The organism is Micromonospora sp. NPDC001898, assembly GCF_042891255.1.
In the GTDB taxonomy this organism is placed as follows: Bacteria; Actinomycetota; Actinomycetes; order Mycobacteriales; family Micromonosporaceae; genus Micromonospora.
Window position 1 is genome coordinate 531,552 of record NZ_JBIATC010000002.1, and the last position, 18,507, is coordinate 550,058.

The 18,507-nt window shown below is 75.1% G+C and carries 16 protein-coding genes; 7 read left to right on the top strand and 9 right to left on the bottom strand.

Annotation, left to right across the window (positions count from 1 at the left end):
• Window positions 1-316: 316 nt before the first annotated feature.
• The 6 genes from ACFYZF_RS07050 (at window position 317) to hutH (ending at window position 8,577) form a co-directional block, all read left to right on the top strand.
• Complete coding sequence (locus ACFYZF_RS07050) at window positions 317-1,171, top strand: MurR/RpiR family transcriptional regulator (RefSeq protein ID WP_387016794.1); 855 nt, start codon at window positions 317-319, stop codon at window positions 1,169-1,171.
• A 13-nt stretch (window positions 1,172-1,184) separates the two neighbouring features.
• A complete protein-coding gene (gene hutU / locus ACFYZF_RS07055) occupies window positions 1,185-2,840 on the top strand; it encodes a urocanate hydratase (RefSeq protein ID WP_387016796.1) in 1,656 nt (551 codons plus the stop codon).
• Window positions 2,837-4,066, top strand: coding sequence for an allantoate amidohydrolase (locus ACFYZF_RS07060; RefSeq protein ID WP_387016798.1), 1,230 nt, complete (start codon window positions 2,837-2,839; stop codon window positions 4,064-4,066). The genes hutU and ACFYZF_RS07060 overlap by 4 nt, the downstream gene beginning before the upstream one ends.
• A 391-nt stretch (window positions 4,067-4,457) precedes the next feature.
• Window positions 4,458-5,852, top strand: coding sequence for a formimidoylglutamate deiminase (locus tag ACFYZF_RS07065; protein WP_387016800.1), 1,395 nt, complete (start codon window positions 4,458-4,460; stop codon window positions 5,850-5,852).
• Window positions 5,849-7,051 (top strand): imidazolonepropionase, encoded by a 1,203-nt coding sequence (gene hutI / locus ACFYZF_RS07070; protein ID WP_387016802.1) that lies wholly within the window; start codon window positions 5,849-5,851, stop codon window positions 7,049-7,051. Before ACFYZF_RS07065 ends, hutI begins: the two co-directional genes overlap by 4 nt.
• On the top strand, window positions 7,039-8,577 hold the full coding sequence (gene hutH, locus ACFYZF_RS07075) for a histidine ammonia-lyase (RefSeq protein ID WP_387016804.1): 1,539 nt from the start codon (window positions 7,039-7,041) through the stop codon (window positions 8,575-8,577). Before hutI ends, hutH begins: the two co-directional genes overlap by 13 nt.
• Window positions 8,578-8,641: 64 nt before the next feature.
• On the opposite strand, the gene rdgB is transcribed toward hutH, so the two are convergent.
• From rdgB to ACFYZF_RS07120, 9 genes are all read right to left on the bottom strand, one after another.
• The gene (gene rdgB, locus ACFYZF_RS07080; RefSeq protein ID WP_387016805.1) at window positions 8,642-9,259 is read right to left on the bottom strand and encodes an RdgB/HAM1 family non-canonical purine NTP pyrophosphatase; all 618 of its coding nucleotides are present in this window, start codon (window positions 9,257-9,259) and stop codon (window positions 8,642-8,644) included.
• Window positions 9,256-9,981, bottom strand: coding sequence for a ribonuclease PH (gene rph, locus ACFYZF_RS07085; RefSeq protein ID WP_387016807.1), 726 nt, complete (start codon window positions 9,979-9,981; stop codon window positions 9,256-9,258). Before rph ends, rdgB begins: the two co-directional genes overlap by 4 nt.
• Window positions 9,982-10,059: 78 nt before the next feature.
• Window positions 10,060-10,806 carry an MBL fold metallo-hydrolase gene (locus ACFYZF_RS07090; protein WP_387016808.1) on the bottom strand — a complete coding sequence of 249 codons (747 nt, stop codon included), beginning with the start codon at window positions 10,804-10,806 and terminating at the stop codon, window positions 10,060-10,062.
• Window positions 10,807-11,037: 231 nt separating this feature from the next.
• Complete coding sequence (locus ACFYZF_RS07095) at window positions 11,038-12,003, bottom strand: PLP-dependent cysteine synthase family protein (RefSeq protein WP_387016809.1); 966 nt, start codon at window positions 12,001-12,003, stop codon at window positions 11,038-11,040.
• 12 nt (window positions 12,004-12,015) lie between these two features.
• Window positions 12,016-12,360, bottom strand: a complete 345-nt coding sequence (locus tag ACFYZF_RS07100) for a MoaD/ThiS family protein (RefSeq protein WP_387016810.1) — start codon at window positions 12,358-12,360, stop codon at window positions 12,016-12,018.
• Between the two features lie 75 nt (window positions 12,361-12,435).
• Window positions 12,436-12,924, bottom strand: coding sequence for a Mov34/MPN/PAD-1 family protein (locus ACFYZF_RS07105; RefSeq protein ID WP_387016811.1), 489 nt, complete (start codon window positions 12,922-12,924; stop codon window positions 12,436-12,438).
• Window positions 12,925-12,977: 53 nt separating this feature from the next.
• Window positions 12,978-13,472 carry a DUF2017 domain-containing protein gene (locus ACFYZF_RS07110; protein WP_201753431.1) on the bottom strand — a complete coding sequence of 165 codons (495 nt, stop codon included), beginning with the start codon at window positions 13,470-13,472 and terminating at the stop codon, window positions 12,978-12,980.
• A 2-nt stretch (window positions 13,473-13,474) separates the two neighbouring features.
• Window positions 13,475-13,765 (bottom strand): ATP-dependent Clp protease adapter ClpS, encoded by a 291-nt coding sequence (gene clpS / locus ACFYZF_RS07115; RefSeq protein WP_350886347.1) that lies wholly within the window; start codon window positions 13,763-13,765, stop codon window positions 13,475-13,477.
• Window positions 13,766-13,913: 148 nt separating this feature from the next.
• Window positions 13,914-15,596, bottom strand: a complete 1,683-nt coding sequence (locus tag ACFYZF_RS07120) for a hypothetical protein (RefSeq protein WP_387016813.1) — start codon at window positions 15,594-15,596, stop codon at window positions 13,914-13,916.
• A 231-nt stretch (window positions 15,597-15,827) separates the two neighbouring features.
• On the opposite strand from ACFYZF_RS07120, the gene ACFYZF_RS07125 reads away from it, so the two are divergent.
• On the top strand, window positions 15,828-18,503 hold the full coding sequence (locus ACFYZF_RS07125) for a LuxR C-terminal-related transcriptional regulator (RefSeq protein ID WP_387016815.1): 2,676 nt from the start codon (window positions 15,828-15,830) through the stop codon (window positions 18,501-18,503).
• The last annotated feature ends 4 nt before the right edge of the window (window positions 18,504-18,507 follow it).

The following is an 18,507-nucleotide window of genomic DNA, read 5'->3' on the forward strand; positions in this document are numbered from 1 at the left end:
GCCCCACACTCCTTTGCTCACCCGCCGTGCGGATAGTACAGAGACTTGTCAGCCCGGAGCATCGCTCCGCCGGTGTTCCCGGGCCGGGGGCCCTGCGCTCGTAGGAGGTCAGGCCACGGTCGACGACGCCGGTGATCGACTCGGGCGCCCCGGCGGCGGCGACGGTGACCGCGCCGCCCGAGATCGAGTGCCCCACCAGCACGGCCGGTCCGCCGAGCTGCCGCACCAGCGCGATCAGGTCTTCCGCCGGCCACGGCAAGGAACTCGGTCAACGTCGGGGGTTGCCCGTGAAAGTTCCCATGCATAGAGTCGCCGCATGAATGAGGAAGCCACCGTCGCGGCGTCCGCCGACCGGGTGCTCGACCTCTTCCGGGGCGTGCGGCTCACGCCCACGCAGCGCCGGATCGCGCACAGCCTGGTGCAACACGCCGCCACGGCGGCATACCTCTCCGCGGCCGAGGTGGCCGAGCTGGCCGGGGTCAGCCAACCGTCGGTGACCCGGTTCGCCGTGGCGCTCGGCCACGACGGCTACCCGGCACTGCGCCGCCGGCTGCGCGAACTGACCGGTGCGGCCACCGGCGGGTCCTCCGACGGCGGCAACGAGCTGCAACGCGCCGTCCGGGCCGAGGCGGCCAACCTGGAGCGGCTGGCCGGGCAGCTCGCCGACCCGGACCGGATCGCCGAGACGGGCGAACTGCTCGCCGCGAGCCGCCCGCTGCCGGTGCTCGGGCTGCGGGCCGCCGCGCCGCTGGCCGCGTACTTCGCGTACTTCGCCGCCAAGGTGCACCCGGACGTACGGGTGCTCGACGACGGCGGCAGCCTGCTCACCGACCGCCTCGAACAGGCCGCCGCCGCCGGGGCGACCGCCCTGCTGGCGTTCGTGCTGCCCCGCTACCCCCGGGAGACCCTGGACGCGCTGCGCGAGGCGCGGGCCGCCGGGCTCACCGTGGTGGCCATCACCGACTCGCCGGTCAGCCCGGCCACCGACCACGCCGAGGTGGTGCTCCCCGCCGCCGTCGGCACCGATCTGGTGTTCGACCTGCACACCGCCCCGATGACCCTGGCGATGGTGGTCCTCCAGGCCATCTGCGACGCCGCGCCCGCCGAGACCCAGCGCCGGCTGGAGGCCTTCGAGTCCTCCGCCGCCCGTCGCCAGTTGTTCCTCGGCTGAGAGGAGAACCGAGATGTCCCAGCCCGTCCACGCCGCCCGTGGCACCGCGCTGACCGCCCGGGGGTGGCCGCAGGAGGCCGCCCTGCGGATGCTGATGAACAACCTCGACCCGGAGGTGGCCGAGCGCCCCGACGACCTGGTCGTCTACGGCGGCACCGGGAAGGCCGCGCGGGACTGGCCGTCGTACCACGCGCTGGTGCGCACGCTGACCGACCTGCGCGAGGACGAGACGATGCTGGTGCAGTCCGGCCGCCCGGTCGGGGTGCTGCGCACCCACGAGTGGGCGCCCCGGGTGCTGCTGGCCAACTCCAACCTGGTCGGCGACTGGGCCACCTGGCCGGAGTTCCGCCGCCTGGAGCAGCTCGGCCTGACCATGTACGGGCAGATGACCGCCGGGTCATGGATCTACATCGGCACCCAGGGCATCCTCCAGGGCACGTACGAGACGTTCGCCGCCGTCGCCGCGAAACGATTCTCCGGGACGTTGGCCGGGACGCTGACCCTGACCGCCGGATGCGGCGGGATGGGCGGGGCCCAGCCCCTCGCGGTCACCATGAACGGCGGCGCGTGTCTCATCGTCGACGTGGACCGCACCCGGTTGGAACGCCGGGTCCACGACCGCTACCTCGACGAGGTCGCCGACTCCCTGGACGACGCGGTGGAGCGGGCGCTCGCCGCGAAGCGGGACCGCCGCGCGCTCAGCGTCGGCGTGGTGGGCAACGCCGCCACCGTCTTCCCCGAGCTGCTGCGCCGGGGCGTGGAGATCGACATCGTCACCGACCAGACCAGCGCGCACGACCCGCTGTCGTACCTGCCGGAGGGGGTGGAGCCGGCCGACGCCGGGGACTACGCGCGGGCGAAGCCGGCCGAGTTCACCGACCGCGCGCGGGCCTCGATGGCGAGGCACGTCGAGGCGATGGTCGGCTTCCTCGACGCGGGGGCCGAGGTCTTCGACTACGGCAACTCGATCCGGGGCGAGGCGCGCCTCGGCGGGTACGAGCGGGCGTTCGACTTCCCCGGTTTCGTGCCGGCGTACATCCGTCCGCTGTTCTGCGAGGGCAAGGGCCCGTTCCGGTGGGCGGCGCTGTCCGGCGACCCGGCCGACATCGCCGCCACCGACCGGGCGATCCTCGACCTGTTCCCGGAGAACGAGTCGCTGGCCCGGTGGATGCGGCTGGCCGGTGAGCGGGTCGCCTTCCAGGGACTGCCGGCCCGGATCTGCTGGCTCGGCTACGGCGAGCGGGACAAGGCCGGGGTGCGGTTCAACGAGATGGTCGCCTCCGGCGAGCTGAGCGCGCCGGTCGTCATCGGCCGGGACCACCTGGACTGCGGCAGCGTGGCCAGCCCCTACCGGGAGACCGAGGCGATGGCCGACGGCTCCGACGCGATCGCCGACTGGCCGCTGCTCAACGCGCTGGTCAACACCGCCAGCGGGGCGTCCTGGGTGTCCATCCACCACGGCGGCGGGGTCGGCATCGGCCGGTCCATCCACGCCGGCCAGGTCTGCGTCGCCGACGGCACCGCGCTGGCCGGGCAGAAGATCGAGCGGGTGCTCACCAACGACCCGGCGATGGGCGTCATCCGGCACGTCGACGCCGGCTACGACGCCGCCCGCGAGGTCGCCGACCACACCGGCGTGCGGGTGCCGATGGCCGAGGGCCAGGCATGACGGCGGACTCCGCGAACCACGCGGACCTCGCGGACCTGGCCGGCCGGTTCCGGCTGCTCTGGGACTCCATCGCCCCGGTCGGCCGGGACCCTGGCAGCGGCGGCTACCTGCGGTATTCGTTCACGGAGCCGGAGCTGGCGCTGCGCGACTGGTTCCGGGCGCAGGCCGCCAGCCGGGGCATGCCGGTCACCGCCGACGGCAACGGCAACCTCTTCGCCCGCTGGGGCGACCCGGCCGCCGGGGACGCGGTGCTGACCGGCAGCCACTTCGACTCGGTGCCGCACGGCGGCGCGTACGACGGGCCGCTCGGCATCGTCAGCGCGTTCCTCGCCGTGGACGAGCTGCGCGCCGCCGGGGCGACCCCGGTCCGTCCCCTCGTCGTGGCCGCGTTCGCCGAGGAGGAGGGTGCCCGGTTCGGCGTACCGTGCCTGGGGTCACGGCTACTCACCGGCGCGCTCGACCCGGGCCGTGCGGCCGGCCTGCGCGACGCCGACGGGGTCAGCCTGGCCGAGGCGCTGGGCGACCGGCCCGCAGGCGCACGGCCCGACCTGCTGGGCGGGTTCTCGTGCTTCGTGGAGCTGCACGTCGAGCAGGGCCGCGCGCTGGTCGAGTGTGACGCGCCGGTCGCGGTCGCCAGCGCCATCTGGCCGCACGGCCGCTGGCGCTTCGACTTCCACGGCGAGGGCAACCACGCGGGTACGACCCTGATGGCCGACCGCCGCGACCCCATGCTCACGTACGCGTTCACCGTGCTCGCGGCGAACAAGGAGGCCCGGCTGCGCGGCGCGCACGCCACGGTCGGTCGGGTCCGGGTCGAGCCGAACGCCACCAACGCGATCCCGTCGAAGGTGACCGGCTGGCTGGACGCCCGCGCGGCCGAGCCGGACACGCTGACCGGCCTGGTCGACGCGGTGCGCGCCAAGGCCACCGAACGGGCCGGCCGGGACGGCACGGAGGTCACCCTCACCGAGGAGTCGGCGACCCCGCTGGTCGCCTTCGACGGCGGCCTCGGCGGGCGGCTGGCGGCGCTGCTGGGCGCGCCGGTCCTGCCGACCGGGGCGGGTCACGACGCCGGGGTGCTGGCCGGGCACCTGCCCACCGCGATGCTGTTCGTGCGCAACCCGACCGGGGTGTCGCACTCCCCCGCCGAGGCGGCCACCGACGCCGACTGCGCCGCCGGGGTCGCCGCCCTGGCCCGGGTCCTGGAGGAGCTGACATGCGTCTGATCCAGCTTCCGGCGGCCGGGCCGGCCACGAACCCAGGGCCGGCCCGACACACGCCGGCCGGCGGGGACGCCGCGGGCAGGCCCCGCACGCCAGCCGGCGGGAACCCCACCCGAACCGGCCCCCGCACGCCAGCCGGCGGGAACCCCACCCGAGGCGGCCCACACACCCCGGGCCCTATGGAGCTGCCCGCACAGACGGGGCAGAGGCCGGGTACGGCACCTCGCCCCTCGCCCTCGCCCTCGCCCTCGCCGTCGCCCTCGCCCTCGCCCTCGCCCTCGCCGTCGCCCTCGCCCTCGCCCTCGCCGTCGCCGTCGCCGTCGCTGGCACCCTCGCGGTCGCGGTCGCTGGGCGCGGTAGCGCAGACGGGGCAGCTCCAAAGGGGGCGGAAGAGATGACCCCGACCCGCTGGCTCGCCGAGTACGCGTGGCTGCCCGACCGGGCCGAGCCGACCGCCGACGTGCTGATCGAGGCCGAGGACGGCCGGATCACCGCCGTCACCCCGCTCGGCGGCACGGGCACGCCCACAGCCGGGGTGGAGGTGCTCGGCGATGCCACCCGGCTGCCCGGGCTGACCCTGCCCGGGCTGGCCAACGCCCACTCGCACGCGTTCCACCGGGCGCTGCGCGGACGCACCCACGGCGGCCGGGGCGACTTCTGGACCTGGCGGGATGTCATGTACGAGGTGGCGGCCCGGCTCGACCCGGACAGCTACCTGGCCCTGGCCCGGGCCGCGTACGCCGAGATGGCGCTGGCCGGGGTCACCTGCGTCGGCGAGTTCCACTACCTGCACCACGGCCCCGACGGCACGCCGTACGCCGACCCGAACGCGATGGGGGCAGCCCTGGTCGAGGCCGCCACGCAGGCCGGGATCCGGCTCACCCTGCTGGACGCCTGCTACCTGACCGCCACGGTGGACGGGGAGCCGCTGACCGGGCCGCAGCGGCGGTTCGGCGACGGCGACGCCCTGCGCTGGGCCGACCGGGCCTCGGCTCTCGCCGACACCGTCGAACGAACCGGCGGCACCGGGCAGGCCGGCGGCACCGGGCGCGCGCTGGTCGGGGCGGCCGTGCACTCGGTCCGCGCCGTGCCGGCGGAGCAGCTCGCCACGGTGGCCGGCTGGGCCGACCGGCGCGGGGCGCCGCTGCACCTGCACCTGTCCGAGCAGCCCGCCGAGAACGACGCCTGCCGGGCCGCGCACGGCCGCACGCCGGCCCGACTGCTGGCCGACCACGGGGTGCTCGGCCCCGGCACCGTCGCCGTGCACGCCACCCATCCCACCAGCGCCGACGTGACTCTGCTCGGTGACACCGGCACCGGCGTCTGCCTCTGCCCCACCACCGAGCGGGACCTCGCCGACGGGATCGGGCCGGCCCGCCGGCTGGCCGAGGCGGGCGTCGCGCTGAGCCTGGGCAGCGACAGCCACGCCGTCGTCGACCTGTTCGAGGAGGCCCGCGCGGTGGAGCTGGACGAGCGGCTGCGTACCCGGCGGCGTGGCCACTTCGCCCCGGCCGAGCTGCTGGCCGCCGCGACCGTCGCCGGGCACGCCGCGCTCGGCTGGCGCGACGCCGGCCGGATCGCCGTCGGCGACCGCGCCGACCTGGTCACCGTACGGCTGGACAGCGCCCGCACGGCCGGGGTGCCGCCGGTGGGGGCGTTCTTCGCGGCGACCGCCGCCGACGTCGCCTCGGTCGTCGTGGACGGCCGGCAGGTGGTCGCCGACGGGCGGCACCTGAGGGTGGACGTGCCGCGCGAGCTGCGTACCGCGATCGGGGCGGTGACCCGGTGAGCAGCCTGCTGGTCGACAACATCGGTGAGCTGGTGACCAACGTCGCCGGCACCGGCGACGGCAGCCCGCTCGGGCTGCGCCGCGACTCGGCTGTGCTGGTCGAGGACGGGCACGTCGCCTGGGTCGGCCCGGCCCGGTACGCGCCCGCCGCCGACCGGCGGATCGACGCCGGGGGGGCGGCGGCGCTGCCCGGGTTCGTGGACAGCCACGCCCACCTGGTGTTCGCCGGGGACCGGGCCGCCGAGTTCGCCGCCCGGATGGCCGGCCAGCCGTACACCGGCGGGGGCATCCGGACCACGGTCGGCGCGACCCGGGCGGCCTCCGACGACACGCTGCGGGCCACCGTGCGCCGGCTGGTCGGCGAGGCGATGCGGCAGGGCACCACCACGATCGAGATCAAGAGCGGGTACGGGTTGACCGTCGCCGACGAGGCCCGGTCGCTGCGGATCGCCGCCGAGGCCAGCGAGGAGACGACGTTCCTCGGCGCGCACGTCGTCCCCGCCGAGTACGCCGACCGCCCCGACGACTACGTGGGGCTGGTGTGCGGGCCGATGCTCGCCGCCGCCGCCCCGTACGCCCGCTGGGTGGACGTGTTCTGCGAGCGGGGCGCGTTCGACGCCGACCACGCCCGGGCCATCCTCACCGTGGGGCAGGCGGCCGGGCTCGGGGTGCGGCTGCACGCCAACCAGCTCGGCCCCGGCCCGGGCGTGCGGCTCGGGGTGGAGCTGGGGGCGGCCAGCGTCGACCACTGCACCCACCTCGACGACGCGGATGTGTCCGCGCTCGCCGACTCGACCGCGCCCGACGGGTCGGGGACGGCCACCGTCGCCACACTGCTGCCCGGGGCGGAGTTCTCCACCCGCTCGCCGTACCCGGACGCGCGCCGGCTGCTCGACGCCGGCGTCACCGTGGCCCTGGCGACGGACTGCAACCCCGGCTCGTCGTACACCTCGTCGATGCCGTTCTGCGTCGCCCTCGCCGTACGCGAGATGCGGATGACCCCGGCGGAGGCGGTCTGGGCCGCGACCGCCGGGGGCGCGCGGGCGCTGCGCCGCACCGACATCGGGGTGCTGCGGCCCGGCGCCCGGGCCGACCTGACCATCCTCGACGCCCCATCGCACCTGCACCTGGCCTACCGGCCCGGTGTCCCCCTGATCCACCAGGTTCTGCACAACGGAGTGCCGCAATGTCGATCGTGACCGTCCAGCCCACCGGAATCTGCCCCGCCGACGTGCTCGCCGTGGCCCGAGGCAGCGCCCGGGTCGTCCTCGCCCCGTCCACCGTGGACGCGATGGCGGCCAGCCGGTCCATCGTGGACCGGATCGAGGCCGCCGGCCGGCCCGTGTACGGCGTCTCCACCGGCTTCGGGGCCCTCGCGAACACCTTCGTCGCGCCGGAGCGGCGAGCGGAGCTGCAACACGCGCTGATCCGCTCGCACGCCGCCGGGGTGGGCGCTCCGATGCCGCGCGAGGTGGTCCGGGCGATGATGCTGCTGCGCGTCCGCTCGCTGGCGCTGGGCCGCTCCGGGGTCCGCCCGCTGGTCGCCGAGGCCCTGGTCGACCTGCTCAACCACGACGTCACCCCCTGGGTGCCGGAGCACGGCTCGCTCGGCGCGTCCGGCGACCTGGCCCCGCTGGCGCACTGCGCGCTGGTGCTGCTCGGCGAGGGCTGGGTGCTCGGCCCGGCCGGCGAGCGGCTCGACGCCGCCGACGCGCTGCGCGAGGCCGGGCTGACCCCGCTGGAGCTGGCCGCCAAGGAGGGGCTGGCCCTGATCAACGGCACCGACGGCATGCTCGGCATGCTGCTGCTGGCCATCAACGACGCGGCGCACCTGTTCGCCATGGCCGACGTGACGGCCGCCCTGGCCATCGAGGCGATGCTCGGCTCCGAGCGGCCGTTCCTGCCGGAGCTGCACGCGATCCGCCCGCACCCCGGCCAGTCGGCGTCGGCGGCGAACATCCACCGGCTGCTCCAGAAGTCGGCGGTGATGGACTCGCACCGCGACGACCTGGCGCATGCCGTGCAGGACGCGTACTCGATGCGCTGCGCGCCGCAGGTCGCCGGCGCGGCCCGGGACACCCTGGACTTCGTCCGGACCGTGGCCGACCGGGAACTGGTGTCCGTGGTGGACAACCCGGTGGTGCTGCCGGACGGCCGGGTCGAGTCCACCGGGAACTTCCACGGCGCCCCGCTCGGCTTCGCCGCCGACTTCCTGGCCATCGCCGCCGCCGAGGTGGGGGCGATCTCCGAGCGGCGGGTGGACCGGCTGCTCGACGTGACCCGGTCCCGGGAGCTGCCGGCGTTCCTCTCCCCCGACGCCGGGGTCAACTCCGGGCTGATGATCGCCCAGTACACGGCCGCCGGGATCGTCGCGGAGAACCGCCGGCTGGCCGCACCCGCCTCGGTGGACTCGCTGCCCACCAGCGGGATGCAGGAGGACCACGTCTCGATGGGCTGGGCGGCGACGAAGAAGCTGCTCACCGTGCTGGACAACCTGACCAGCCTGCTCGCGGTGGAGCTGCTGGCCGCCGTACGCGGGCTCCAGCTACGCGCCCCGCTGACGCCGTCGCCGGCCGGTCGGGCCGCCCTGGCCGCGCTCGGCGAGGCGGCCGGGGAGCCGGGGCCCGACGTGTTCCTCGCCCCGCTGATGGAGGCGGCCCGGGCCGTGGTGGCCGGCCCGGAGCTGCGGGCCGCGATCGAGCGGGAGATCGGCCCGCTCGGCTGACCGCCGGGGGTGGCGCAAGCCGGGCACCCGGCACGACCCGCCCCCGGCGATCCGTCGCCCGCAGTCAGGCCGCCGGCGGGAGGACCTTGGCGATCAGCTTGGCCAGCTCGCGCAGCGCCTTGCCCCGGTGGCTGATCGCGTCCTTCTCCGGCGGGGTCAGCTCCGCGTTGGTGCGCTCCTGGCCGTCGCCGAGGAAGATCGGGTCGTACCCGAAGCCGCCCTCGCCGCGCGGCGCGCGCAGCAGCCGGCCGGCCTGCCGGCCGTCGACCAGGTGCTCCTTGCCGCCGGGCAGCACCAGCGCCACCGTGCAGACGAACGACGCGCCCCGGTTGTCGTCGGGCAGGTCGGCGATCTGGTCCAGCACGAGCTGGAAGTTGGCCCGGTCGTCGCCGTGCCGGCCGGCCCAGCGGGCGCTGAACACCCCCGGCATCCCGTTGAGGGCGTCGACGGCGAGGCCGGAGTCGTCGGCGATGGTGACCAGGCCGGTGCGCCGGCAGCCCTCCCGCGCCTTGATGAGCGCGTTCTCGCCGAAGGTCAGGCCGGTCTCCGGCAGCTCCGGGTAGTCCTCGACGTCGTCGAGGCCGAGCAGTGCGACGCGGTGCGCGCCGAGCGCGCCGTCGAGGATCCGCTGGAGCTCGATCAGCTTCTTCCGGTTACGGGTGGCGAGCAGCACCTTGTTCATGAGAGAGCCTTCCGCTGGGCCTCGGCCAGTTCCGCGCAGCCGGCGACGGCCAGGTCGAGCAGGGCGTCGAGCTGGTCCCGGGCGAAGACCCCGGACTCCCCCGTCCCCTGCACCTCGACGAACTCGCCGGTGCCGGTGCAGACCACGTTCATGTCGACCTCGGCCGCCACGTCCTCTTCATAGCAGAGGTCCAGCCGGGCCTCGCCCGCAATCACGCCGACGCTCACCGCGGCGACGGAGCGGTGCATCACCTTCTCCGGCTTTCCGGCCAGCGACTTGCGGGCGGCCAGCCAGCTCACCGCGTCGTGCAGCGCCACGTAAGCGCCGGTGACCGCTGCGGTGCGGGTGCCGCCGTCGGCCTGAAGGACGTCGCAGTCCAGCACGATCGAGTTCTCGCCGAGCGCCTTGAGGTCGATGCCGGCCCGCAGGCTGCGGCCGATCAGCCGGGAGATCTCGTGGGTCCGCCCGCCGACGCGCCCCTTGATGCTCTCCCGGTCCGAGCGGGTGTTCGTGGCCCGGGGCAGCATCGCGTACTCGGCGGTCACCCAGCCGAGCCCGGAGCCCTTGCGCCAACGGGGCACCCCCTCTGTGACGCTGGCCGTGCACAGCACCCGGGTCTCGCCGAACTCGACGAGCACGGAGCCCTCCGGGTGGGTGCTCCAGCCCCGGGTCAGGGTCACCGGTCGGAGTTGGTCGGGCCGCCGCCCGTCAGGTCGCGCCATGCCTGCACCCTATGCGGTGCGGTGATCGAACCGCCCCGGGGTGTCCCGCTGTCCGGGCCCGCCACAGGCCGAGGTCGGTCAGACGTCGTAGCAGGCGCCCGAGCGGACCACTTCCAGCGGCCCGTCGTACGCGGCGCCGGCCGCCTCGACGGTGAGCGCCTCGCTGCCCCACGCGGCGACCAGGTGGGTCAGCAACAGTCGACCCACCCCCGCCTTGGTGGCCGCCTCGCCGGCCTCCCGGCCGGTCAGGTGCAGGTCCGGCGGGTTGTCCACCCCGTCGAGGTAGCTCGCCTCGCAGAGGAAGACGTCGGCGTCCTGGGCCAGCCGCAGCAGCGCCTCGCACGGCGCGGTGTCGGACGAGTAGCAGAGCACCCGGCCGTCGTGCTCGAGCCGCACCCCGTACGTCTCGACGGGGTGGTTCATCCGGTCGACGGTGACGGTGAACGGGCCGATCGGGAACGTGCCCGGTTCGAGGCCGTAGAACTGGTAGACATCCTCGACGGTGCTGTCCTCCTGCCCGTAGGCCAGCGCCAGCCGGTCCGGCGCGCCGGAGGGGGCGTACACCGGCAGGGGCGGGCACGGGCCGTCCGGGGCGTACCGGCGCACCACCACGTACGACACCGCGTCGAGCATGTGGTCGCAGTGCAGGTGGGTGAGGAGGATGGCGTCCGGGGCGTGCAGCCCGGCGTAGCGCTGGAGGGTGGACAGCGCGCCGGGGCCGAAGTCGACCAGCAGCCGGAAACCGTCGGTCTCGACCAGGTAGGCCGAGCACGGGGAGTCGGGGCCGGGGAAGCTCCCGGCGCAGCCGAGAACGGTCAGTCGCATGTGGTTGTCCCGCTGTCACGAACCGTAGTCGTCACGTCGGCCGCCGTCCCGTCCATGATCTTCATCGACGTGTACGACACGCTGCGCAGCCTACGCTGGCGCACGCCGGGGCAAGAATCATCTAGTGGAAGTTGTCATCAACGTGACACCCGCAGCCGCTGCCGGACGGAGACGACGGACGGGCCGGACCGGTCACCCGGTCACGGCCCGTCGGCGCCGTCAGGCTCGTCCTCAGGCCCAGAGCTGCCCCTCCAGGGCCTCCTCGGCGTCGGCGAGGGTGCCGCCGTACGCGCCGGTGCTGAGGTACTTCCAGCCGCCGTCGCAGACCACGAACGCGACGTCGGCCCGGCGGCCGTCCCGGACCGCCTCGTGCGCCACCGCCAGGGCGGCGTGCAGGATGGCCCCGGTGGAGAAGCCGGCGAAGATCCCCTCCACCTCCACGAGCTGCCGGGTACGCAGCACGGCGTCCCTGGTGCCGACGGAGAAGCGCCGGGACAGCACGGTGGCGTCGTAGAGCTCCGGGACGTACCCCTCATCGATGTTGCGCAGCCCGTAGACCAGTTCCCCGTAGCGGGGCTCGGCGGCCACGACCTGGATGCCCTCGACCTTCTCGCGCAGGTAGCGCCCGGTGCCCATGAGGGTGCCGGTGGTGCCGAGCCCGGCCACGAAGTGGGTGATCGTGGGCAGGTCCTGGAGCAGCTCCGGCCCCGTGGTCTCGTAGTGCGCCCGGGCGTTCGCCTCGTTGCCGTACTGGTAGAGCATCACCCAGTCGGGGTGTTCGGCGGCGATCTGCTTGGCGGTGGCGACTGCCTGGTTGGAGCCGCCGGCGGCCGGCGAGAAGATGATTTCCGCGCCGTACATCCGGAGCAGTTGGACCCGCTCGGTCGAGACGTTCTCCGGCATCACGCAGACCACCCGGTAGCCCCGCAACTTTGCCACCATGGCCAGCGAGATGCCGGTGTTGCCGCTGGTCGGCTCCAGGATGGTGTCGCCCGGGCGGAGCCGGCCGTCGGACTCGGCCCGGCGGACCATGAACAGGGCCGCCCGGTCCTTGATGCTGCCGGTCGGATTCCGGTCCTCCAGCTTGGCCCAGAGCCGCACCGGCGGCGCCCCCTCGGGCACCGTCGGCGAGAGCCGGGGCAGCCCGACCAGTGGCGTGCCGCCGCAGGCGTCCAACAGGCTGTCGTACCGCGCCATCGCCGCCCCGCCTCAGCGGACGGCGGCGGCGCGCGTGGCTACCGTGTGCGAGGCGATCGCCGCCGCCGCGGCGAAGCCGAACGCGCCGCCGGCCACGGCCGGCAGGATGGTGACGCTGTCACCGTCGTTGAGCTTGGCGTCGAGCGCGCCGAGGAAGCGGACATCCTCGTCGTTGACGTAGACGTTCACGAAGCGGTGCAGCACGCCGGCTTCGGTCACCAGCCGGCCGCGCAGGCCGGCGTGCCGGGAGTCCAGGTCGGCGAGCAGGTCGGTGAGCGTGTCGCCGGTGCCCTCGACGACCTTCGCGCCGCCGGTGTAGCTGCGCAGGATGGTGGGGATACGAACCTCGATGGCCATGGTGTGTCGTGCTCCTTGTCCGGATGTGCGGTTGCTCGGTGACGGGAAGGAATGAATGCCGCGATGCCGCTGGAATCAGCGGTCGGAACACTCGTAGTCGACCGTCGCCGGGCTCTGCCCGAACATGTAGGACTGGACGGCGTTCGGGTCCACGGCGGCGTCCACAATCCGGACCGGCTCCTCCGTCACCACGCCGTCGACGATCCGGTAGGAGCGGATCTCCTCGGTGTCGGGCTCGCGGGTGGAGACGAGCAGGTAGTGCGCGCCGGGCTCGCCGGCGAAGGAGACGTCGGTACGCGACGGGTACGCCTCGGTCGCGGTGTGCGAGTGGTAGATGACGACCGGTTCCTCGTCGCGGTCGTCCATCTCCCGCCACAGCCGGAGTTGCTCCATCGAGTCGAACTCGTAGAACGTCATGGAGCGGGCCGCGTTCGCCATGGGGATGTGCCGGATCGGGGTGTCGCCGCCGGCGGGACCGGCGACCACGCCGCACGCCTCGTCCGGGTGGTCCCGGCGGGCGTGGGCGACGATCGCGTCGATGATCGACCGGTCAATGCTCAGCACGCCGTCCAGCCTAGCCCCTCCACCTGCCCATCCGAGGGTGGCGGCGGTCACGCTCAGTCGAGCATGGCGTTGAGCAGGGATTCCTGGAGATACCCGAGGTACGCGTAGACCGACAGTTGGAACACCCGGCTCGACGACGGGTCGGCGGCGACCGCCTCGTCCAGCTCCGCACCGAGGTCCGTGCCGTCCTTGACCTCCAGCCGGACGCCCATCGCCAGGCGGGCGTCGTTGAGCGCCCGCAGCCACGCCTCGGCCGCCTCGGCGTCGAGCTGGACCTCGCCGCCCGAGGAGTCCGGCAGGGCTGCGAGGATCGCCCCGGCCTGGTCGATCTTGCCGGTCTTCAGGTCACCCTCGGTGTACCGACGGAACTCCGCCGTCCCGGCCGAGTCGTCCGGGTAGACCTCGGGGAAGAGCCGGCCCAGCACCGGGTCGGAGTGGTCGAAGCCGTCGGTGAGCAGCCCCACCACCTCGGAGGCCACCTTGCGCAGGACCCGGACCTCGTCGACGGCGAGGGTGGCGACGTACCGGTCGCCCCGGCGCCGGAACATGCTCACGACCGCTCCACCGTGGCCCACAGCCCGTACGCGTGCAGCTGCGCCGCGTCGTGCTCCATCCGTTCCCGGGCACCGCTGGAGACCACCGCCCGGCCCTTGTGGTGCACGTCCAGCATGAGCTTCTCCGCCTTCTCCCGGCTGTACCCGAACAACTTCTGGAGGACCCAGGTCACGTACGACATCAGATTCACCGGGTCGTCCCACACAATCGTCACCCACGGCCGGTCGGAAGCCGGCACCTCTTCGGTGGCCGGCGTCTCGACCGGTGCAACCTGCGGAGCCGCCATGCCCCCCATCGTGCCACCGGTTGCCGGGAAGCGATGAACCGGAACGCCGGACGGGTCCGGATCATCAGCCGGAGCCGCCCCGACGACCGGCGCGCGGGCCGGCCCGGCAGGACCCCGTCGGGGCCCCACCGGCCGGTCCGGGCCGGCGTCAGGCGAGCAGGATGCCGTGGTCGACCGCCTCGGAGAGCACCGCGCCGAGCGAGCGGTGGACGGCTTGGAAGCGTTGGGAGATGTCCCGGGTCAGCTCCAGCTCGACCTCGCGCAGCGCCCGTTGCGCCCAGGACCGGGCGCCGCCCGGGTCGTCGTTGCCGGGGCTGCGCCAGTGCTGCCAGCAGCCGCCGGAGAGCGCCACGGCGACCGGCGGGAGCACCTCGACACGTTCCCCGCCCGGGTAGCCGGAGACCGCGTCCACCGCACCGGCGCCGGCCACCTCGGCCACCCCGGCGGTGCTGGTGACCAGCAGCACCCGGTCGAGGTCCCGGCCGGCCGGGTGGTCGCCGAGCCCCCAGCGGACGGCGTTGCCGATCCGCCGCCGGACCCCCTCGGGCACCGGGGCGCCCAGGACCCGCCCGGCGGCATCGTCGAGCAGGGCCCGCACCGCCTCGTCACACTGGGCGGTGGCGAGCAGGGAGAGCGCCTCCAGCTCGCGGTCGAGCAGCTGCGGCAGGCCGGCGCAGCCGACCCCGAAGACGATCTCCTGCACCACCCGCAGGTGGGTGTTGGCCAGCTCCAGGGCGACGTGCTGACGGATGCGCTGGGCCCGGGAGCGGGCCTGCCGGTCCAGCTGCTCGGCCCACCCGGTCGTCTCCGCGCCGGGCGACACCGGGATCCGGCCGTGCGTCCCGGGCAGCACCGGCGACCGGGCGCTGGCCCGGCGCAGCCCCTCGTCGGCGGCCCAGCCCACCAGTGCCCGCCGAAGCGCGCCGACGTCGTCCGGCCGGGCCGGGTACCAGTGGGCCACGGCCAGGGCCGGCACGGCGGCGAGCAGCACCGCACGGCGCGCGGCCAGCACCACCTCGACCGGGTCGGCCGCGTCGACCGGGTGCGGCTCGGTCGGCAGCAGGTCCGGCCACGGATCCACCGGCCCACCCGACTGCGCGGACCGCGTCGGCGGTCGGCCGGCCCGGCCGCCGGAACCCGTCGGGACGGCAGCCCCCGTGCCATCCGTCCACGCCGGGTCCCGGCGGCTGCTCGTCACCCGTCCGCACGCCCCGGGCCCGTCCGGTCGACCCGACCCGGCCCCCGGCCGCCCGCTCGGGGGCGGGGCCCAACCCGAGACGCCGGGCGTCACCACGAAGAAGACCTCGGCCGCGGCGTGGGCGGCTTCGGCCAGCAGGTGCAGCTCGGCGGCCGTGAACGCCTGGTCCGCCGCGATCACGAACAGCAACGCCCCGGCCCGGCCGACGGCGTCGAGCAGCACCCGCCCGCCGGCGAGGCCCAGCGTGTCGGTGTCGGGCGTGTCGACCACGGTGAAGTGCCGCAGCAGCGGCTCGGCGACGGTCAGCTCGACCCGGCGCGGCGGCCGGGCCAGCGCCGGGCCCGCCGCCGACTGGTCCGGCGCGTACGCGTGCGGCTGGCGGTAGCCGGGCACGTAGGCGGCCCGGGTCGGCACCCGGGCGTGGTCGACCAGCAGCCAGCTCCCGGGCGGGACGGCGAGCATCCCCGGGGCGATCCCCAGCAGGGAGGCGAGCACGTCACGCCGGGCGGCGCCGGCCGGCCCGGCGGCGACCACGGCGAGCGGGTCGTCCGGCCGGGCCTCGGTCACCCCGAGCCGGGTGGGTGTCGGGCCGCACCGCAGCGGGCCGGCCGGCCCGCTCGGCTCATCGGACACGTCGGCCGAGGGGAGTGGACCCGGCTGCATCAGGCTGCCTCCCGGTGAGGCGGCCGTGCTCGGGCCCGGCCGCGTGATCTGTCCGGTGGGGACACTCCGGATGCGGAAAAGAGTACGGCCGGCGCGAACATGAACCCCGCAGAGCGAATACTCAGCGCTGATCGACAGATTACTCAACTTCGGAGCGTCACGGCGCGCACGCGTACCGGTTGCGGTCGATATGCTGCCCCGATGAGTCGATGGGAGTTCGTCGGCCGCAGGGATGAACTCGACCGCCTGCTGGCAGCGGCGACCGGCGCCGACGGGCGCGGGCTCTTCTACAGCGGGTCGGCCGGCGTCGGCAAGAGCCGGCTGCTGCGCGAGGCGCTGGCCGGGGTCCCCACCGACGGGTACGCCGTCTGGACCGTCTCGGCCAGCGCCACCACGGCGGCGCTGCCGTTCGGCGGGCTGGTCCAGTTGCTCCCGGCCGAACAGCCGCAGGGGCTCTCACCGGCGGGCGTGCTGCGCTGGGCGGTGCACCAGTTGCAGCAGCAGGCCGCCGGGCGGCACATCGTGCTGGCGGTCGACGACGCGCACCTGCTCGACCCGCCGTCGGCCGCGCTCGTGCACCTGATCGGCCGCGCGGAGAACGCCACCGTGGTCGGGACGCTGCGTGACGGCGAACAGCTGCCGCTGCCGATCCGGGCACTGTGGACAGATGGCCTGGTCGACCACGTGGAGCTGGCCCCACTCGGGTTGACGGACACCACCGACCTGCTCGCCGCCATCCTCAAGGGCCCGGTCGACCAGTGCTCCGCCGACCGGCTGTGGCGGCTCTCCGGCGGCAACGCGCTGCTCCTGCGCGAGCTGGTCATGGCCGCCCCGCCCGGCGAGCTGACCTGCACGTACGGGATGTGGCGGTGGACCGGCCGGCTGACGCTGGCGCCCACCCTCACCGAGCTGATCGACACCCGGATCGGGCAGCTCACCCCCGGGGTCCGGGCGGTGCTGGAGCTGGTCGCCTTCGGCGAGCCGCTCGGGCTGCACCTGCTCGGACAGGCGGTGGAGCCGGCCGACGTGGAGACCGCCGAGGAGCGCGGCCTGATCGCGGTGGAACGCAACGACCGCCGCACCGACGTTCGGCTGGCGCACCCGCTCTACGGCGAGATGATGCGGCGGCGCTGCCCGGTCAGCCGCACCCGACGGTTGCAGGCCCGACTGGCCGAGTTGGTGGAGGCGGTGGGCACGCGACGCCGCGACGACCTGCTGCGGGTGGCGGTGTGGCGGCTGGACTCCGGCACCGCGCAGGAACCGGCGTTGCTGCTGGACGCCGCCGCCCAGGCGTTCGCCCGGTACGACGTGCCGCTGGCGACCCGGCTGGCCCGGGCGGCGCTGGACGCCGACGGGGGCTTCGACGCCGCAGAGCTGCTGGCCACCCTCCTGATGTTCGCCGACCGGCCGGAGGAGGCGATCGTGATGCTCGACGCGTCCGCCGACGACGCGGCGGAGGCAGGGCGGCACAGCCGGTGGCTCACCGTGCGGGGCATGGTCAGCTACTGGGGGCTGAGCCAGGAGTCCACCGTGGACGAGATCGCGGCGCGGGCCGGGGAGCTGACCGACGCCACCGACCAGGCCCGGGTGAACGCCTTCGAGGCGATCATGCGGCTGCATCGGCTGGACACCGGCCCGGCGGTGCGGCTGGCCCGGGCAGTGCTGGACCGCCCGGCCGCCGGGGTGGCCGCCCGCGAGCTCGCCCGGTGCACCCTGGCGCATCTCCAGGCCGCCCAGGGACAGCTCGCCCTCAGCGGCGCGGCGATCCACCAGGTGCAGGCCGAGATGGCCCGTTGGCGCGGCGACATGCCGTACCTGCAACTCGCCCTGGAGCTGGCCCGGGGGACCCGGCTCGCCCTCGCCGGCGACCTTGCCGGCATCGACGCGATCGTGGCCGACGAGTTCGCCGACCTCGCCGGCGCGGGCGACTTCCGGCTCGGCACCGGTTACCTGGCCATCCTCCAGGCGTACGCGGCGCGGCTGCGCGGCCAGAGCGGCACGGCGCTGAGGACGAGCCTCGGCGCGTGCGCGGTGCTGGCCACCAGCCGGGTGTACGCGGGCCTGGCGCACGCCGAGCGGGCACAGGCGGCGGCGCTTCGGGGCGACGCCGCGCACGCCGCCGAGGCGATGGCCGAGGCGGACCGCACCCACGCCCCGGGGATGGCGGTGCTCTATCCCTGGCTGGAGCAGGCCCGCGGAGCGGTGCTCGCCACCGCCGGCGACCCGGCCGGCGCCGCCAAGCACCTCGCTGCGCTGGCCGACCGGCTGCGCGACGACGGGTTCGCCGGGCACGAGGTGCTCGTCCTGCACGACCTGGTCCGATTGGGCCAGGCGACCGCCCGGGTCGGGCCGACCTGCGGCGACGGCAGCCGGCGGACGGTGGCTCAGCGGCTGGCCGAGCTGTCCGAGCGGGTCGACGGCCCACTGCCGTCGCTGCTGGCCCGGTGCGCCCGGGCCGCCGCCAGCAACTCGGCCGACGAGCTGCTCGCGGTGGCCGACGGCTTCGCCGGGCTGGACCTGCGGGTGTACGCCGCCGAGGCCACCGCGGCGGCGACTCGCCGGCTGCGGCGGCGCCGGTCCAGCTCGGCCTCCGCCGCCCACGCACGCCTCGGCGAACTCCTCGGCAGGTGCGACCAGGTCGACACCCCGGCGCTGCGGCTCGGGCAGCCCGCCCTCAGCGACCGGGAGTGGGAGGTCGCGCGGCTCGCCGCGCAGGGCGCGACCAGCCGCGCGATCGCCGAGCGGCTCTTCCTGTCCAGCCGGACCGTGGACAACCACCTGCAACACGTCTACAGCAAGCTCGGGGTGACCGGCCGCGCCGAGCTGCGTTCCGCACTGCGGTCGTACCCGGGCCAGGAGGGCGAGCCCGCGCAGTGAACTC

What these genes read in the sequence shown, in the direction of transcription:
- ACFYZF_RS07050 (WP_387016794.1), top strand. Translation starts at nt 317, where the DNA reads ATGAATGAGGAAGCCACCGTCGCGGCGTCCGCCGACCGGGTGCTCGAC.
- hutU (WP_387016796.1), top strand. Translation starts at nt 1,185, where the DNA reads ATGTCCCAGCCCGTCCACGCCGCCCGTGGCACCGCGCTGACCGCCCGG.
- ACFYZF_RS07060 (WP_387016798.1), top strand. Translation starts at nt 2,837, where the DNA reads ATGACGGCGGACTCCGCGAACCACGCGGACCTCGCGGACCTGGCCGGC.
- ACFYZF_RS07065 (WP_387016800.1), top strand. Translation starts at nt 4,458, where the DNA reads ATGACCCCGACCCGCTGGCTCGCCGAGTACGCGTGGCTGCCCGACCGG.
- hutH (WP_387016804.1), top strand. Translation starts at nt 7,039, where the DNA reads ATGTCGATCGTGACCGTCCAGCCCACCGGAATCTGCCCCGCCGACGTG.
- rdgB (WP_387016805.1), bottom strand. Translation starts at nt 9,259, where the DNA reads ATGAACAAGGTGCTGCTCGCCACCCGTAACCGGAAGAAGCTGATCGAG.
- rph (WP_387016807.1), bottom strand. Translation starts at nt 9,981, where the DNA reads ATGGCGCGACCTGACGGGCGGCGGCCCGACCAACTCCGACCGGTGACC.
- ACFYZF_RS07090 (WP_387016808.1), bottom strand. Translation starts at nt 10,806, where the DNA reads ATGCGACTGACCGTTCTCGGCTGCGCCGGGAGCTTCCCCGGCCCCGAC.
- ACFYZF_RS07095 (WP_387016809.1), bottom strand. Translation starts at nt 12,003, where the DNA reads ATGGCGCGGTACGACAGCCTGTTGGACGCCTGCGGCGGCACGCCACTG.
- ACFYZF_RS07100 (WP_387016810.1), bottom strand. Translation starts at nt 12,360, where the DNA reads ATGGCCATCGAGGTTCGTATCCCCACCATCCTGCGCAGCTACACCGGC.
- ACFYZF_RS07110 (WP_201753431.1), bottom strand. Translation starts at nt 13,472, where the DNA reads ATGTTCCGGCGCCGGGGCGACCGGTACGTCGCCACCCTCGCCGTCGAC.
- clpS (WP_350886347.1), bottom strand. Translation starts at nt 13,765, where the DNA reads ATGGCGGCTCCGCAGGTTGCACCGGTCGAGACGCCGGCCACCGAAGAG.
- ACFYZF_RS07125 (WP_387016815.1), top strand. Translation starts at nt 15,828, where the DNA reads ATGAGTCGATGGGAGTTCGTCGGCCGCAGGGATGAACTCGACCGCCTG.